The 16,937-nt window shown below is 68.0% G+C and carries 16 protein-coding genes; 12 read left to right on the top strand and 4 right to left on the bottom strand.

The features are described from left to right. The first annotated feature begins 59 nt into the window (after positions 1-59). From CUJ89_RS22710 to CUJ89_RS22690, 3 genes are all read left to right on the top strand, one after another. Complete coding sequence (locus CUJ89_RS22710; RefSeq protein ID WP_114179672.1) at positions 60-1,706, top strand: S8 family peptidase; 1,647 nt, start codon at positions 60-62, stop codon at positions 1,704-1,706. 713 nt (positions 1,707-2,419) lie between these two features. Continuing rightward, a complete protein-coding gene (mgtA, locus tag CUJ89_RS22695; protein ID WP_114179669.1) occupies positions 2,420-5,182 on the top strand; it encodes a magnesium-translocating P-type ATPase in 2,763 nt (920 codons plus the stop codon). Positions 5,183-5,258: 76 nt separating this feature from the next. Continuing rightward, positions 5,259-6,002: a transporter gene (locus CUJ89_RS22690; RefSeq protein WP_114179668.1), complete on the top strand. Its 744-nt coding sequence runs from the start codon at positions 5,259-5,261 to the stop codon at positions 6,000-6,002. 73 nt (positions 6,003-6,075) lie between these two features. On the opposite strand, the gene CUJ89_RS22685 is transcribed toward CUJ89_RS22690, so the two are convergent. Together CUJ89_RS22685 and CUJ89_RS22680 are read right to left on the bottom strand one after the other, a co-directional pair. Then, positions 6,076-6,357: a transcriptional regulator gene (locus tag CUJ89_RS22685; RefSeq protein ID WP_114179667.1), complete on the bottom strand. Its 282-nt coding sequence runs from the start codon at positions 6,355-6,357 to the stop codon at positions 6,076-6,078. A gap of 67 nt (positions 6,358-6,424) precedes the next feature. After that, a complete protein-coding gene (locus CUJ89_RS22680) occupies positions 6,425-7,300 on the bottom strand; it encodes a LysR family transcriptional regulator (RefSeq protein ID WP_114179666.1) in 876 nt (291 codons plus the stop codon). Between the two features lie 51 nt (positions 7,301-7,351). Here CUJ89_RS22680 and CUJ89_RS22675 point away from each other — a divergent pair, with 51 nt between their 5' ends. From CUJ89_RS22675 to CUJ89_RS22650, 6 genes are all read left to right on the top strand, one after another. Further along, entirely contained in the window at positions 7,352-7,630 is a 279-nt protein-coding gene (locus CUJ89_RS22675) for a hypothetical protein (RefSeq protein ID WP_114179665.1), read from the top strand. Positions 7,631-7,872: 242 nt separating this feature from the next. Continuing rightward, positions 7,873-8,958 carry a serine hydrolase gene (locus CUJ89_RS22670; RefSeq protein WP_114179664.1) on the top strand — a complete coding sequence of 362 codons (1,086 nt, stop codon included), beginning with the start codon at positions 7,873-7,875 and terminating at the stop codon, positions 8,956-8,958. Between the two features lie 44 nt (positions 8,959-9,002). After that, entirely contained in the window at positions 9,003-9,236 is a 234-nt protein-coding gene (locus tag CUJ89_RS22665) for a hypothetical protein (RefSeq protein ID WP_114179663.1), read from the top strand. Positions 9,237-9,309: 73 nt separating this feature from the next. Next, entirely contained in the window at positions 9,310-9,765 is a 456-nt protein-coding gene (locus CUJ89_RS22660; protein ID WP_114179662.1) for a MarR family winged helix-turn-helix transcriptional regulator, read from the top strand. 68 nt (positions 9,766-9,833) lie between these two features. Continuing rightward, positions 9,834-10,397: an isochorismatase family protein gene (locus CUJ89_RS22655; protein WP_114179661.1), complete on the top strand. Its 564-nt coding sequence runs from the start codon at positions 9,834-9,836 to the stop codon at positions 10,395-10,397. Further along, positions 10,394-11,848: a DHA2 family efflux MFS transporter permease subunit gene (locus CUJ89_RS22650; RefSeq protein WP_114179660.1), complete on the top strand. Its 1,455-nt coding sequence runs from the start codon at positions 10,394-10,396 to the stop codon at positions 11,846-11,848. Before CUJ89_RS22655 ends, CUJ89_RS22650 begins: the two co-directional genes overlap by 4 nt. Before the next feature lie 25 nt (positions 11,849-11,873). Here the strand turns inward: CUJ89_RS22650 and CUJ89_RS22645 are convergent, their stop codons facing one another. Beyond that, entirely contained in the window at positions 11,874-12,473 is a 600-nt protein-coding gene (locus CUJ89_RS22645; RefSeq protein WP_114179659.1) for a LysE family translocator, read from the bottom strand. Positions 12,474-12,568: 95 nt separating this feature from the next. On the opposite strand from CUJ89_RS22645, the gene CUJ89_RS22640 reads away from it, so the two are divergent. After that, complete coding sequence (locus CUJ89_RS22640; RefSeq protein WP_114179658.1) at positions 12,569-13,444, top strand: LysR substrate-binding domain-containing protein; 876 nt, start codon at positions 12,569-12,571, stop codon at positions 13,442-13,444. A 12-nt stretch (positions 13,445-13,456) separates the two neighbouring features. Here CUJ89_RS22640 and CUJ89_RS22635 read toward each other — a convergent pair whose 3' ends face one another. Then, positions 13,457-15,175, bottom strand: coding sequence for a SulP family inorganic anion transporter (locus CUJ89_RS22635; RefSeq protein WP_114179657.1), 1,719 nt, complete (start codon positions 15,173-15,175; stop codon positions 13,457-13,459). Positions 15,176-15,272: 97 nt separating this feature from the next. Between CUJ89_RS22635 and CUJ89_RS22630 the strand changes: the two genes are divergently transcribed. Next, a complete protein-coding gene (locus tag CUJ89_RS22630; protein ID WP_114179656.1) occupies positions 15,273-15,467 on the top strand; it encodes a hypothetical protein in 195 nt (64 codons plus the stop codon). Positions 15,468-15,667: 200 nt separating this feature from the next. Continuing rightward, on the top strand, positions 15,668-16,918 hold the full coding sequence (locus CUJ89_RS22625; protein ID WP_114179655.1) for a mechanosensitive ion channel family protein: 1,251 nt from the start codon (positions 15,668-15,670) through the stop codon (positions 16,916-16,918). The last annotated feature ends 19 nt before the right edge of the window (positions 16,919-16,937 follow it).

Here is a 16,937-nt window from a genome sequence, read left to right as displayed (position 1 = left end):
GCTCAGCCGGACCAGCGCCACCGCCGGCACGACGGTTATCTAGAGGATCGAGTTTCAACATGAGAGCCAAACGTTTCAATTTCGCGCTGGCGCGCTCCGCTCATGCGCGCATGCTCGCCGGCATGCTGTCCGCCGCCGCCCTCCTGCCCCTCGCCGGCTGCGGCGGCGGAGGCGGCGACGGCAGCACCCCGTCTTCATCCACCGCGGCACCGGCTCCGACGCCCGCACCCGCCCCGACGCCTCCCACGACCCCGCCCGCCACGACCGGCAGCAACGCATGCGCGACGCAACAGGCCGCCGTGCAGATGGTCGCGCAGAGCGCGCCGGTCGAGCCGCCGGTCGATCACCTGATCGTCAAGCTGAAGACGCTGACGGCCGCGCGTGCGATGGCGTCCATCGACAACGGGACGCGGCTCGACGCGGTGATCCAGCGCTCGATGACGCGCTGGACGGCGCCGGTGACCGGCAGCGCGCGCGCGTATGCGAGCACGGTCGCGCAAACGCCGCTGACCGTGCAGGTCGAGCGGACGATCTCGAACGGCGCGGCCGTGCTGTCGCTCGGCCAGCGCATCGCGGCCACCGACGCGACCGCCCTCGCGCAGGCCTTCGCGGCCGATGCCGACGTCGACTACGCGGAACCGGATCACCCGATGACGATCCGCGACACGCCGAGTGACCCGCTCTACAACCAGCAGTGGTACCTGTCCGACCCGACCGCCGGCATCGACCTGCCGCCCGCCTGGAACACGACCAAGGGTTCGCCGGCCGTCGTCACGGCCGTGCTCGACACCGGCTATCGGCCGCATGGCGACATCGTCGGCAACCTGCTGCCCGGCTACAGCTTCATCACCAACGTCAATACCAGCAACAACGGGCTGTCGCGCGGCCCTGACGCAACCGATCCGGGCGACTGGGTCACGCAGCAGGACCTCGACAACGCAAGCGGCCCGTACTATCACTGCGCGAGCGAACCGAGCGACAGCAGCTGGCACGGCACGCGCGTGATGGGCGTGATCGGCGCGACCGCCAACAACGGCGCCGGCATCGCCGGCGTGTCGTGGCTCGGCCGGATCCTGCCGGTGCGCGTGCTCGGCAAGTGCGGCGGCGTGACGAGCGACATCGCCGACGCGATGCGCTGGGCGGCCGGCATCTCCGTGAGCGGCGCACCGACGAACCCGACACCCGCGAAGGTCATCAACCTGAGCCTCGGCGGCATCGGCGCGTGCAGCACGACGTTCCAGCAGGCGATCGACGACGTGACCGCGAAGGGCGTGACCGTGGTCGTCGCCGCCGGCAACGACGGCCTGTCGACCGGGCTCGACCAGCCCGCGAACTGCCGCGGCGTGATCAGCGTCGGCGCAACCGACGCAACGGGCCGCCGCGCATCGTTCAGCAACTTCGGCGCCGATGTCGCGCTGAGCGCGCCGGGCGTCAACATCCTGTCGACGTCGAACACCGGCACGACGACGCCGGGCTCGGACACCTACGGCCTCGCGAGCGGCACCAGCCTCGCGACGCCGCAGGTGACGGGTGTCGCCGCGCTGATGCTGGCGGTGAACGGCAACCTCACGCCCGCGCAGATCCAGCAGAAGCTGCAAGGCGGCACGCGCGCGGCGAAGCTGGCGGCCGGCACGTCGTGCACCGCGATGCCGGCGGGCTCGGGCATCCTCGATGCAGGGGCCGCCGTCGCGACAGCCAACCATTAACTTGCCCCCTGCTTCGACGCGGCCGCGCGCATGCCGACATGGCGTGCGCGCGGCCGTTTCGTTGCGGGCAATCCGGCGATCCGGCGAGCGCGCATCGACCCGCTTACGTTTCTCAAAATAACGCCTGACAAAAGGGTTGACGCTTCGCACAGCGAGCCATTACCATCGCTCCCGTCTAATTACATGGAGTGTTCTGTGAACACCGATGCGAGTTGTAGTTGGTGCTTGACCAACTTGACTGCTGCCTGAGGAAAACGCGCAGAGCCTCGTCTTCTGCCGCATCCCGGGAAGCAGGATGCGGCGTCCTTCCGGCCTGACTGGCCAGATTCCCCGCCGAATTTTCGATGTTGTCGAATGCACGCGACGCGCCGTCGCGCGCGTGCGTTCGTGTTGCGCGCAGCGCCAGCCGCGTGCATTTTCCATTCGCGTGCCATCCGGCCGCGCGCCTTCGTGCGTGCGCGGCTGCCGATCGCCCGTGCCGATTGTCCGCAACCGACAGGAGTGCAGATGAACTCAGACGACAGTAGTCGATTACCGCTCGCCGGTGCGTCGCTGCGCATCGACAGTCCGACCGCACCCCGCGCGCCGGCGAGCGTTCCCCCCTTCACCGATCCACATCCGATCGCGCCTGACGCGACGCGGCGGGGAGCGTTCGTGCGTCGATAACGTCACGGCCGCTCCCCGCCCGCCGCCTCGTGCGCAAGGAGCGACTCATGACACGACGCAACACATCGCAAAAGAAACAGCGCGGCTTCATCAAGGCCGGCGCCGGCCAGCAGAACGACCCGCGCATCATGCGCGCCGCTCAGGAAGCGGCCCGCCCGCTCGAAGACACGCTGAAGTCGCTGCGCACCAGCACGCGCGGCCTCACCTACGATCAGGCCGCCGACCGCCTGCAGCGCTACGGCCCGAACGAAATCGCGCACGACAAGCCGCCGCACTGGGCCCGCCAGTTGCTGCACTCGTTCCACAACCCGTTCGTCTACGTGCTGCTGGTGCTGGCCACCATCAGCTTCTTCACCGACGTCTACTTCTCGGCACCCGACGATCGCGACTATGTCGGCATGACGATCCTGCTGACGATGGTCACGATCAGCGCGCTGCTGCGCTTCGTGCAGGAGTTCCGTTCGCTGCGCGCGGCCGAGAAGCTCAAGGCGATGGTCCGCACGACGGCCACCGTGCAGCGCGCGGTGACCGACACTTCCGAGCCGGCGCGCCGCGAGGTGCCGATGCGCGAAGTCGTGACCGGCGACATCGTGCACCTGTCGGCCGGCGACATGATCCCGGCGGACGTGCGCCTGCTCGCGTCGCGCGACCTGTTCATCAGCCAGGCCGTGCTGACCGGCGAGGCGCTGCCCGTCGAGAAGTACGACACGCTCGGCGCGGTGTCCGGCAAATCCGCCGGCACGCCCGCGGCCGGCGCGGCGAACGATGCATCGGCGTCGCTCCTCGATCTCGAGAACGTCTGCTTCATGGGCACCAACGTCGTCAGCGGCACGGCGACGGCCGTCGTCGTCGCGACCGGCGAAGACACGTACTTCGGTTCGCTCGCGCGCAACGTCGTGAGCCACAAGCGCATCGAGACGAGCTTCGACCGCGGCGTCGCCAGCGTGAGCTGGCTGCTGATCAAGTTCATGTTCGTGATGGTGCCGATCGTGTTCATGATCAACGGCCTGACCAAGGGCGACTGGCTGAGCGCGCTCACGTTCGCACTCGCGGTGGCCGTCGGCCTGACGCCCGAGATGCTGCCGATGATCGTCAGCGCGAACCTCGCGCGCGGCGCGATCGCAATGGCGCGCCGCAAGGTCGTCGTCAAGCGGCTGAACTCGGTGCAGAACTTCGGCGCGATGGATGTGCTGTGCACCGACAAAACCGGCACGCTCACGCAGGACAAGATCATCCTCGAACACCACCTCGACCTGTCCGGCTACAAGAACGAGGAGATCCTGCGGCTCGGCTGGCTGAACAGCTTCCACCAGAGCGGCCAGAAGAACCTGATCGACATCGCGGTCGTCGCGCGCGCCGACGAGATCGGCGAACGCGTGAAGCCGCGGGGCTACAAGAAGATCGACGAGCTGCCGTTCGACTTCGTGCGGCGCCGCCTGTCGGTCGTCGTCGAGGATACGCACGGCACTCACCAGCTGATCTGCAAGGGCGCGGTCGAGGAAATGCTGGCAGTATCGACCCACGTGCAGGATGAAGACGGCATTCGCCCGCTCGACTTCGTCGCCCGCAAGCGGCTGCTCGAACAGGCCAACGCGTACAACGAGGACGGCTTCCGCGTGCTCGTGCTCGCGACGCGGACGATCCCGCGCGGCGAGGAGCGCGCGCAGTACCGCACCGCCGACGAACACGACCTCGTCGTGCGCGGCTTCCTGACCTTCCTCGATCCGCCGAAGGAATCGGCCGCGCCGGCACTCGCCGCGCTGCGCGAAAACGGCGTCGCGGTGAAGGTGCTGACGGGCGACAACCCGACCGTTACGATGAAGGTGTGCCGCCAGGTCGGCCTCGAACCCGGCAAGCCGATCCTCGGCGCGGAAATCGAAGCGCTCGACGACGCGACGCTCGCGCAGGTCGTCGAACGCACGACCGTGTTCGCAAAGCTCACGCCGCTGCAGAAGGCGCGCATCGTCAAGGCGCTGCAGGCGAACGGCCACACGGTCGGCTTCCTCGGCGACGGCATCAACGATGCGCCCGCGCTGCGCGATGCCGACGTCGGCATCTCGGTCGACAGCGGCGCCGACATCGCGAAGGAAACCGCCGACATCATCCTGCTCGAAAAGAGCCTGATGGTGCTCGAGGAAGGCGTGATCAAGGGCCGCGAGACGTTCGGCAACATCCTGAAGTATCTGAACATGACTGCGAGCTCGAACTTCGGCAACGTGTTCTCGGTGCTCGTCGCCAGCGCGTTCCTGCCGTGGGAGCCGATGCTCGCGACGCAGCTGCTCGTGCTGAACCTGATCTACGACACGTCGCAGATGCTGCTGCCTTGGGACAAGATGGATCCCGAGTTCCTGAAGAAGCCGCGCAAGTGGGAAGCCGGCAACATCAGCCGCTTCATGCTGTGGATCGGGCCGACGTCGTCGGTGTTCGACATCACGACGTACATCCTGATGTGGACCGTGTTCGGCGCGGGTGCGATGTATCACCTGCAAGGCGGATCGGGCGGCCAGATCGTGATGAACTCGGGCTGGTTCATCGAGAGCCTCGTGTCGCAGACGCTCGTCGTGCACCTGCTGCGCACGCAGAAGATCCCGTTCCTGCAGAGCACGGCCGCGCTGCCGGTGCTGCTGTCGACGTTCACCGCGATCGCGATCGGCTGCTGGCTGCCGTTCTCGCCGTTCGCGGACGCGATCGGCTTCATGCACCTGCCGGGCACCTACTGGCTGTGGCTCGCCGCGACGATGGTCGGCTACATCCTGCTCGCGCAGATCGTCAAGACGATCTATGTGCGCCGCTACAAGCAGTGGTTCTGATTTCGTTCGAATGACGGCGTGCCGGCCCGCGCAACGCGCGCGGGCCGGTCGCTCAAGATGCTCTAAGGGTAATGTGATGAAAAGAATCCTTCCGCTCGCAGCCGCGAGCGCACTCCTCGCGCCGCTCGACGCTTATCCGGCCCATCCGCTCGTCAGCGACGATACGGGCACGCAGGGCAACGCGAACTGGCAATTCGAGCTCAATGCCGAGGAAACCTCGAAACAGGACGAAAACGGCCGCCACCAGTTGTGGAACGCGACGCTCACGCGCGGATTCGGCGAACACGTCGACCTCTACGTGAACGCGCCTTACACGCATCTGCAAACGCGGACCGACGAGAACGGCGCGGGCATCGGCGATGTCGAGATCGGCATGAAATGGCGATTCGTCGAACGCGGGCCGCTGTCGCTCGCGCTGAAACCGCAGGTGACGATGCCGACCGGCAACGACCGTCGCGGGCTCGGCACGGGCCGCGTCGGCACCGGCTCGACACTGCTCGCGCAGGTCGATGTCGCGCGGTTTTCATTTCTCGCGAATGCGGGCCTCGCCTATCAGCCGAACCGCCAGGGCGATCTGACGTCGATCTGGGCCGTGTCGGGTGCGGCGATCTACAAGGCGACCGATCGGCTGCAGCTCGTGGTCGACGTCGGCATGTCGCGCAACCCGGAAAGCACCGCCGGCGCGAACCCGGCGTTCGTACTCGCGGGCGCGATCTATTCGCCGAAGCCCTGGCTCGATCTCGACGTCGGCTACCGACACGGGCTGAACGACCAGACCTACCGTCATTCGCTGATGGGCGGCGTGACCGCGCGCTGGTAATACACGGCATGGCGTGGCGCACGCGTCGAGCCGCCGCACGACGGGCCGCATCAGCGGCCCGTTTTTTCATTCATCAGGCGTCGTTCGCGCCAAATAGTTGCGCGCACACCGAGCGCCCTTCTTCGGTCAGCGCGGCGCTGCCGGTGCCGTCCTCGTTCAGCGTCGTCGCGCTCAGGCCCGCGGCGTCGAGCTGCGTCAGCACACGGCGCAGCGTGCTCATCGGCAGTTGCGTGCGCTTCGCGATCTTCGGCAGCGACCATGTCTTGCCGGCCGGATCGTTCGCGGCCTCGTTCAGCGTCGCGAGCGTCGCAACGAGTGCGGGATCGAGCGGCGATTCGTCGGATTCTGAGGTCATCGGTTCGGGTTCGTGAGCCGGCGCTGGACCGGCATTCAGGATGCAATCGCGGACACTATACGCCCCGTCACGCGCCCTTGATCGCGGCGCGCATGAACGACACGAAATGCGTCGTGACGGGATCGTCGCGCCCCGACAGCCATGCAAGCCCCACGCGCCACTTCGCGTCCTTGCCGTCGAGCGGCAGCACCGTCGCGTCGCGCAGCAGGTACTGCGCGCGCGACGGGATGAACGCGACGCCGACGCCGGCCGCGACCGACGTCAGCACCGACTGCACATCCTCCGCCTGCTGCGTCACGTGCGGCACGAAGCGGCGCTCGACGCACCACCGGTCGATCTGCGCGGCAAGCCCCGGACCGCGTGCACGCTGCAGCGCGATGAAGCCGATCTCGTTGAGCACGTCGAGGTCGGCCGGCACGCGCTTGAAGCCGAGGTGCGGCGGCACCGCGAGCGCGAGCCCTTCGTCGATTACCTTGAACGACGACAGCCCGTCGTCGGACGGCAGGCGCAGGAAACCGGCGTCGAGCTTGCCCGCGCGCAGCCGGCGTGTCTGTTCGGACGACGACAGGTCGCTCAGTGTGACGGCGATGCCCGGATTGAGGCGACGAAATTCTGCGACGAGCTTCGGCACGAGCGTCAGCACGGACAGGCAGATGCCGAGCCGCAGATGCCCGCGCTGCCCGCTGGTCGCCTCCCGTGCCCGCGCGAGGATCTCGTCCGCATCGCGCACGAGCGCCTGCGCATCGGGCAGGAAGCGTTCGCCGAACGGCGTCAGCTCCGCGCCGTGCCGCCCGCGCTCGAACAACTTGCCGCCGAGGCTCGCCTCGAGCGCGCCGATCTGCTTGCTCAGTGCCGGCTGGCTCATGTGCAGCGCATCGGCCGCACGGCTGAAATGGCACAGCTCGGTGACCGTCAGGAACGTTCGCAGCAGTTTCAGTTCCATTCTTTAAAGGAATCGTAATGATCGAAATATTCATTTTACCGATCGAATGCGATGGCGTTCAATACGGACATGCCCTTCCCGGAATTTACTGTCATGTCTCTTGATCATGCGGCCGAATGCGTGGCCGACACATCGTGCGATGTCGCGGTCGCGAACGAACGCACCGCTGCGGCCGATGCGCGCGCACCGAAGCGTCGCGCCGAACGCACCGACGGACGCAGCCGCCGCTTTCGGTTCGGCGATGCGATAGAAGACACGCCGCCACGCGCCGTGACGGGTTCGATCGCGATCAGTTTTGCGGTCGTGTCGCGGCGGAACTGGCCGCGCTGAACGGCGGGACGAAACCGCCCCCATTCGCGAGCGTGCCGGCCCGGAACGGTACACCTGCCCGGTTTTCACCGCACGCGCACCACTGATCGACAGCACCGGAACGACCGGAATCCGTCCGCATCGCGCGTCATTGCGTCCGATCCAATCGTCATCTCCCCGCGATCGACCTTATAATTTCCCGCACCCACTGACCGCACATGCATTCCGCGCAGCCGCATCGCGCGTGAAAAGGAGACTTTCGCTTGACCGGCCTCATCGCGCGCCTGCCTCGCGCCCGGACCACCCTGATCCTCGCCCTCTCGTTCCTGCTGCTCGCGTTCGCCGCGAATGCGTCCGCGCAGCGCGTGCAGCCGCATCGCGCCGCGCATGCCCATGCGCATGCAAAGACGAAAGCCGTCAAGAAGAAGCCAGCTCACCGCAAGACCAAGGCCGTCAAGCATCGCCGCCCACATGCGAAGCATCATGCCGTCAAGCGTCACGCGGCGCCGGCCCCGCAGCAGCGTCGCGCGAAGCGCACGACCGCCGTACGCCCGCGCCCCGCCACTCAACCGCGCCTGATGGCGAACTGCGGCTACAACCCGCGCGCGGTCAACGCGCTGCATTCACGCGCGGCCTACGTGCTCGACGTCGATTCCGGCACGCCGCTGCTGGCCCGCAACGCACGCACCGTGCGGCCGATCGCGTCGATCTCGAAGCTGATGACGGCCGTCGTCGCACGCGACGCCGATCGTCCGCTGAACGGCGTGCTGCGCGTCACCGCGCGCGATCGCGACATGATCAAGTTCACCGGTTCGCGATTGCAGGTAGGCTCGGAACTGTCGCGCCGCGACATGTTCCATATCGCGCTGATGTCGTCGGAAAACCGCGCGGCCGCCGCGCTGAGCCGCGACTATCCGGGCGGGCGCGCCGCATTCGTCAAGGCGATGAACCGCGAAGCGCGCCGGCTCGGCATGCGCCATACGCACTTCCGGGAGCCGACCGGCCTGTCGCCGCACAACGTGTCGACGGCCGAGGATCTTGCGCGGCTCGTCGGCGCGGCGGCGCAGGATCCGCTGATCCGCTATTTCTCGACGGATACGTCGACCACCGTGCGCCCCGGCGACGGCGAGCTGGTGTACGTGAATTCCGACCCGCTCGTCCGCTACCGCCGCCTGCCGATCCGGTTGCAGAAGACCGGCTTCATCAACGAATCGGGGCACGGCGTCGTGATGCGCATGCGCGTGAAGGGCCGCCGCGAAACGGTCGTGCTGCTCGGCGCGCCGACGCGTGCCGGCGTGTCGAGCGATGCGCTCAAAATCCATCGCTGGCTGACCTGCTCGATCCAGTAAGCGCGCGCGGGCGGCCGGCGCGTTCACCCCGCGGGAGCAACGCCATGCAGGACGAATACCGCTTCAACGCATTCGGACGGTTGCTCGCCGTCGTGCGCGCGAACGGCCGCTGGGCCGTGTTCGATCTCGGCGCCGAAGGCAAGCGGCGCCCGGCCAACCTGCAGATTCCGTCCACGCTCGCCGCGGACGAACTCGCGCAATACCTCGGCGACCTGCTGCACGAGAACGCGACCCCGAAATATAGCGAAGTCGTACCGGTCACACCCCGCCGCGCGTAACCCTGCGCCAGACGGCGACGCGACCTGGCACACAATTAGACAGTTAAACTTGCAAGTTTAACTGTCGTATCCTATGATCCGTCGCATGAACCCTCCACGCAAAACCAGCGTTTCCGCCGACATCGTCGCCGCCGACCTGACCCTCGCCGTTGGCCAGTTGATCCGCCGGCTCCGCTCCGAAATCGAATCCGAAGGGCTCGGCATGTCCCAGACGAGCGCGCTCGCGCGACTCGAACGGCACGGGCCGATGACGACCGCCGATCTCGCGCGCGCCGAAGCGATGAAGCCACAGTCGATGAAGGCGATACTCGCGAGTCTCGAGGAAGACGGTCTCGTCGAGCGCGAACCGCATCCGACCGACGGCCGCCAGATCCTTTTCCAGCTGACCGCGGTCGGCCTCGAGGCGCGGCGCAAGCGCAACGTCGCGAAGCACCAGTGGCTCGGTGCCGCGATCGAGAAGCTCGATCCCGAAGAAATCCGCACGCTCGCCGCCGCCATCCCGCTGATCCGTCGCATCGGCGACCAATGAATCCGGCCCGCGCGCCACGCGGCATCCGCGCGCACGGCCCCCTTCGCCCTTTTCCACGGAGTCCCATCATGAGCGCAACCCGTCTCGACACGAACACGGCACTCGTCGTCATCGACCTGCAGAAAGGCATCGCCGCCCTCCCCACCGCACACCCGGTCGCACCGGTAATCGCGCGCACCCGCGAACTGCTCGACGCATTCCGTAGCCGCGGCCTGCCGGTCGTACTGGTCAACGTCGCCGGCGGCGCACCGGGCCGCACGCAGCAGCAGGTGCGCCTGGATGCCCTCCCCACCGACTGGACCGAACTCGTGCCCGAACTGAACCGGCAGCCGGGCGACCACGTCGTGACAAAGAAGACCTGGGGTGCGTTTACCGGTACGGATCTCGACACGCACCTGAAGGCGGCAGGCGTCACGCAGATCGTTCTGACCGGTATCGCGACGAGCATCGGCGTCGAATCGACCGCACGGCAGGCGCACGAACTCGGCTACAACGTGACGCTTGCCGTCGACGCAATGACCGACCTCAACGCGGACGCGCACGCGAACAGCGTCGAGCGTCTGTTCCCGCGCCTCGGCGAGACGGGCACGACGCAGGACATCGTCGCGCTGCTCGACCCGCGCGACGCGTGAACGACCAACCCGCGCAGCCGGCGCCGGGCCACGCGGCCGGCCGGCTCGATCCGTCGATCTGGAAAGTCAGCGCGGTTGCGACGCTCGGCTCGCTGCTGTCGCAACTCGATGCGACGATCGTCAACGTGTCGCTGTCGAGCCTCGCGACCGACCTGCATGCGAGCCTGTCGACGATCCAGTGGGTAACGAGCGGCTACCTGCTCGCGCTGACGCTGATGCTGCCGCTGAACGGCTGGCTGGTCGACCGCATCGGCGCGAAGGCGCTGTACCTGTGGTGCTTCTCGGCGTTCACGTTCACGTCGGCACTGTGCGGGCTCGCATGGTCCGCGCCGTCGCTGATCGCGTTCCGCGTGCTGCAAGGCGTCAGCGGCGGCCTGCTCGCGCCGATGGCGCAGATGATGATCGCGCGCGTCGCCGGCCAGCAGATGGCACGCGTGATCGGTTACGCGGCGGTGCCCGTGCTGCTGGCGCCGATCCTCGGCCCCGTCGTCGCCGGCGCGATCCTCCAGCACGCATCGTGGCGCTGGCTGTTTCTCGTGAACCTGCCCGTCGGGGTGCTGGCGCTCGCGCTGGCCGTGCGGTTCCTGCCGGGCGACCGGGACGACGCGCCACGACGCGAACTCGACTGGATCGGCCTCGCGCTGCTGTCGCCGAGCCTCGTGCTGTTCCTGTACGGCGCCGAGCGGATCGGCTCGGCGCTTGGCATCGCCGCGATCGCGTGCTCGGCACTGCTGCTCGCGGCGTTCCTGCGCTTCGAGCGACACAAGGGCGAGCATGCGTTGATCGATCTCGCGCTGTTTCGTGCCCGCGTGTTCGGCGCGGCGGCCGGCACCCAGTTCCTGTCGAACGGCGCGATGTACGCGGGCCAGATGCTGATCCCCGTGTTCCTGATCCAGGCGTGCGGGCGTTCGCCGGGCGAGATGGGCTGGCTGCTTGCGCCGCTCGGGCTCGGCATGCTCGTCACCTATCCGTCGATGGGCGCGCTGACGAGCCGGTTCGGCGTGCGCCGGCTGGCCGCCGCCGGCGCGCTGCTGGCATTGTTCGCAACGTTGCCGTTGGTGTTCCTCGCGCTGGCCGGCTACGATCCCTACGTGCTCGTGCCGGCGCTGTTTCTGCGGGGCATGGGCCAGAGCGCGATCGGCGTGCCGTCGATCTCCGCCGCGTATGCATCGGTCGAGCGCCGCAACCTGCCGATGGCGACGACGTCGCTCAATATTGTCCAGCGCCTCGGCGGCCCGACGTTCATGACGATGTGCACGCTGTTCCTCGCGTGGCGGCTGCAGGCCGAATCGGCATCGGGCGGCGGCACGCAAGCCCACGCATACGCGTGGGCGTTCGGCCTGCTTTGCGCGCTGCACGCAGCGAGCTTCGTCACGACGCTGTGGCTGCCGTTGTGGTCGGCCGGTGCGGGCGGGCGATCGGCTGGCGCCGCGCGCGCCGGTTCGCGTTGAAAGCGGACGCCGCGTCGCGATCCGCCTACGGCAGCCACATCGGCACGATCGACACCACGAGCAGCACGCCCAGCCCGGCATTCAGGCAGCGCCACTGCCGCTCCGTGCGCAACACGCGCGCAAACAGCAGCCCGGCGAAACACCACAGCGACAGCGACGCCATCGCGGCCACGCCGAACGCCAGCCCGAGCAATACACCGAGCCGCGCCGGCCCGGACGCGAGCGCGGCGAACGACGCGGCCGCGCCGAGCGTCATCGCCCAGCCTTTCGGGTTGTGCCAGAGCATCCATACGCCGCTGATGAACCCTTGCGGCCGGTGCACGGCGGCATCGAGCCGGGGCTTGCCGCCGCGCCCGATCCGCACGGCCAGCCACACGAGGTACAACGAACCGGCCGCCTTCATCGCGAGCTGCAACGCGGGCAGCGCGAGCAGCACGCCGCCGAGCCCGGCCGCGGCGGCCGCCGCCATCGACGCAAGGCCGGCCGCGATGCCCGCCATCAGCGGCAGCGAACGCCGATAGCCGAAATGGGCGCCCGATGCGGTTGCGAGCGTGGTCGCGCCGCCCGGCGTCACGGTGGACACGATCACGAACAGCATCAGCGGCAGGTAGTCGCGAAGCGGCACGGAAGCTCCTGGTTGTCGTCGTCGAAGCCCTGTTTTACCCGCGATCCTCCCATCACGACAGCGAAAGCTTTTTATGCCTGCCATTAGCATTCATAATGCGACGCATGGCACGCAATCTCGACATCGCGCTGCTGCGCGCATTCGTCACGGTCGCCGATCACCGCAGCATGACGGCGGCCAGCCGCGCGTTGCACCTGACGCAAGGCGCGATCAGCCAGCAGGTCGCGCGACTGGAAACGCTGTCCGGCCCGCTGTTCGTCCGCGAGCATCGCAACCTGCTGCTCACGGCGGCCGGCGAGCGGCTGCTCGGGCAAGCACGCCGGCTGCTCGCCGTGCACGATGCGCTGCTGACCGACATGACGGCAGGCGCGGTTGAAGGCGCGGTTCGTCTCGGCGCACCGCAGGATCTCGTCGGCACCTGTCTCGCACCGATCCTGAAAGGCTATGCGCAGGCGCATCCGCAGGTCGCGATCACGCTCGTGTGCGCGGCGTCGCCGGAACTGCGGCGGGGGCTCACGCAGGGCGATCTCGACGTCGCGCTGATCGAGGCGCCGGTCGGGCCATCGCGCGGCGAATGCATCGCCGTCGACCGCCTGGTCTGGGTCGGTGCGAAAGGCGGCACCGCGCACCGGAACACGCCGCTGCCCGTGTCGATGGTCGCGCAGACCTGCGCGTTCCGCCCGACGGTGCTCGACGCGCTGCGCGACTGCGATCGTGCGTGGCGCACCGTGTTCGAGAACGGCAGCATCGACGCGACGGCCGCGACCGTGCGCTCCGATCTCGCGGTGACCGTCTGGCTCGCGTCCACCGTGCCGACCGACCTCGACATCCTGCCGGCCGGCAGCGGCCTGCCCGCGCTGCCGAACTTCGCGATCAACCTTCATCTGCCGCGTGGCCAGCGCACGCCGGCCGCGACGGAACTGGCCCGTCACCTGCGCAACGGCTTCGCGCGCTTGCGCGCAGCCGCCTAGCGCCGCTTCGCGCTACACGGTGCCCGGCTCCTGCGGCGCCGGCGTCGTGCCCGCAGCCTCCAGCGCCTGATGCAGCGTCGGGAAGATGCACGACGCGCCGACGATCTCCGTGATCCGGTGACGATCCATGTCCGCGCGCAGGTAGCGATTGACGCGCCCGAACAGCACGCCGATCCCGCGCGCTTGCAGCGCCTTGACGAGATCGGTCAACGTCCGCGCGGCCGAATAGTCGACATCGGTGATCGCGCCCGCGTCGACGACGAACCAGCGCGGCGGCACCGGCGCCGCGTCCACGAGTTCGGTCACTTCGGCGGCGAACAGGTGGTCGTTCGCGAAGAACAGGTCGGAGCCGAACCGGTAGACGATCAGCCCCGGCGCCGTCATCGCGCCCCGCCGCGCGGGCACCGGCTGCCACCGCCCGTTGCCTTCGACGGGCTCGAGCACCATCGTGTGCGGCTGGTAGCTGTGGCGCACGTGCCGCATCAGCGACAGCGCGACGGCCAGCAGGATGCCCTGCTCGACGCCGACCGTCACGACGGCCGCGGCCGTCACCAGCGCGAGCGTGAATTCGCCGGGGCTTTCCTTGCGGATCGCCGCGAGGCTGCGCACGTTGATCAGCCCGAGCGCGATCGTAAACACGATGCCGGCCAGTACCGCATGCGGCAGATACTGCAGATACGTGCTGAAGAACAGCAGCACGACCACCACGACGGCGGCGAACGCAAGATGCCCGATCTGGCTGCGCACGCCCGCGCCATCGGCCATCGCCGTCTGCGTCGGGCTGCCGTTGACGACGAACGCGCCGCCGACCGCCGCCGCCGCGTTCGCGGCCGCGAGGCCGAGGATGTCGGCGTTGGTGTCGACGTCCTCGCCGTACTGCTGCGCGAACACGCGCGCGGCGGCCGCGCTCTGCGCGATGATCATCACGAAACACGACGCGGCGACCGGCACGAGATCGAGGAACTGCTGCCACGTGACGGATGGCCAGCGCAGCGGCGGCAGCCCGCCCGCGACGGGCCCGAGCACCGCGATGCCATGCGTGGAGAAGCCGAACGTGTAGCTCGCGGCGATGCTGCCCGCGACCGCGATCATCGGCATCGGTATGCGCGGCAGGAATCGCTTGCACGCAAGAATCGCGACGACGACGAGCACGGCAAGCGCGAACGTCGGCCGGTTCGTGTGGACGAGATGCGTGACGACATAGTCGAGTTGCGCAAGGCTGCGCGACGCCGGATACGGCACCGACAGGCCGAGCATGTCGCCGAGCATCGCGATCGACACCTGCATGCCGACGCCGGCAAGAAAGCCGACCAGCACCGTGCGCGACAGGAAATCGGCGAGAAAGCCGAGCTTGAAGATGCGCGCGAGCAGCAGCATCGCGGCGGTCAGCAGCGCGACCATGCCGGCCAGCGCCGCATATTCGGCGCTGCCGGCCGGCGCCATCGACGCAAGCCGGCTCGCGAAAATCGTCGCGGTCGCGGAATCGGCGGCGACCACGAGATGGCGCGACGCGCCGAAGCACGCGAACGCGACGAGCGGCAGAAAGACCGTGTAGAGGCCCGTGACGGCCGGCATGCCGGCGATGCGCGCGTAGCCGAGCACCTGCGGGATGTCCATCGACGCGAGCGAAATGCCCGCGAATACGTCGCGGATTGCCGTCGCGCGGCGGATCGGGAGGATGCCTTTCAGCCACCGCACGCGTGACGGGCGGCTTTCGTTGGAATCTTGCATGTGTGAAATGCGTGAATACGAAGTGACGGGGTTCGCGAAGTCGTTCGCGCATCGTGCCCCGAGCAGGCATCGCATGGCAAGTGCGTGAAGGAGGCGCGTGTCGCTCACCGTCGGCGAATTGGCCGCACGCGACGACGGGCGACACACCGGCAACGCATGCGACACCCGCATGATTGCATGGATCGCCGGTTCAGCTTTCTCCCCCGCGAAAGCCCGTCGTCACCGCTTCGAGCAGATCGCGGGCATGCATGTGGCGCATTCGCAGGCAAGCGTGCACACCAGCTTGCGGTGACGCAATTTCACCGCTCAACCTCACCCGATTGCAGAGGAACCCTACTCAATGGTGAGAAGATTCGGGAGCCGCTCGACACGCGTTCACGGCACGCGTCCGGAACCCGATGGCACAATCACGGTCCCTTTCATGTGCCCTTCACCGGGCGCGCGTCGCGTCGCGGCGCCGATTCAACACACAAGAAGGCCCCGTTTGCCCCTATGACCCTGAACGAATCCTGGTTTGCGCCGCTCGTCGGCATCCTCGTCCTGCTCGCCGCCGCCGGCGCGATCACCGCAACCGTCCATTTCCTGCTGTTTCGCGTGGTGGCGCGGCTCGCGCGGCTGTCCGCCACGCGCGTCGACGATGCGCTGTTCGAGTTCGGTGCATTCAAGTGGCTGAACCGCATCGTCCCGTTCGTCGTGATCAAGCTCGGGCTCGGCGCGGTACCCGGCATTCCGGACACGGCCGCGCAGGCCGCCGACAAGGTGCTGTTCGCGCTGATCGTATTGCTCGTGACGATCACCATCAGCGCGACGCTCTCCGCGCTCGAACACACGCACCGCACGCATCATCGCGACCAGCCGCGCCTGTCGCTGAAAGGCGCGATGCAGCTGGTCAAGCTCGTGATGTTCATCACGGCCGCGCTCGTCGTGATCGGCGATGCGACCGGCAAGCAGATCGGCCTGCTGCTGTCCGGCATCGGCGCGATGTCCGCGGTGCTGATGCTGATCTTCAAGGACACGCTGCTCGGCCTCGTCGCGGGCGTGCAACTGTCGTCGAACGACATGCTGCGGATCGGCGACTGGATCACGATGCCGTCGGCCGGCGCGGACGGCACGGTCATCGACATCACGCTGAACACCGTCAAGGTCGCGAACTTCGATCACACGATCATCACGGTGCCGACCTGGAAACTGATCACCGAGAGCTACCAGAACTGGCGCGGGATGACCGAAGCGGGCGGCCGCCGCATCAAGCGCGCGCTGTTCGTCGACGCGACGAGCGTGCGCTTTCTCGCCAACGACGAGATCGACCGGCTCGAACGCCTGACGCTGCTGAAGGACTATCTCGAGGACAAGGTCGACGCGATCGAGCAATGGAACGGCACGCTCGGCGCGGCCGGCGACTGCCCGGCGAACCGCCGCCAGTTGACGAATCTCGGCACGTTCCGCGCGTATGTCGCGAACTACCTGAAGGGCCATCCGCGCATCCGCCGCGACATGACCTGCATGGCGCGGCAGCTGCCGCTCACGGCCGAAGGCATTCCGCTCGAACTGTACTGCTTCACCGATACGACGTCGTGGGTCGACTACGAAACCATCCAGGCCGACCTGTTCGACCACCTGATCGCGGTGCTGCCGGAGTTCGGGCTGCGCGTATACCAGCACCCGTCGGGCTTCGACATGCGGCAGATGGCCAGCGCCGCACAAGCCGCGCAAGCCGGGCTGCAGGCGCCGCGCGCGGGTTGACGCACGCCACGGCGGCCGC

The sequence above is a fragment of the Burkholderia pyrrocinia genome (genome assembly GCF_003330765.1).
Taxonomy (GTDB): domain Bacteria; phylum Pseudomonadota; class Gammaproteobacteria; order Burkholderiales; family Burkholderiaceae; genus Burkholderia; species Burkholderia pyrrocinia_B.
Note: the sequence above shows the minus strand (reverse complement) of the source record. Positions and strands in the feature narration are given on the sequence as shown.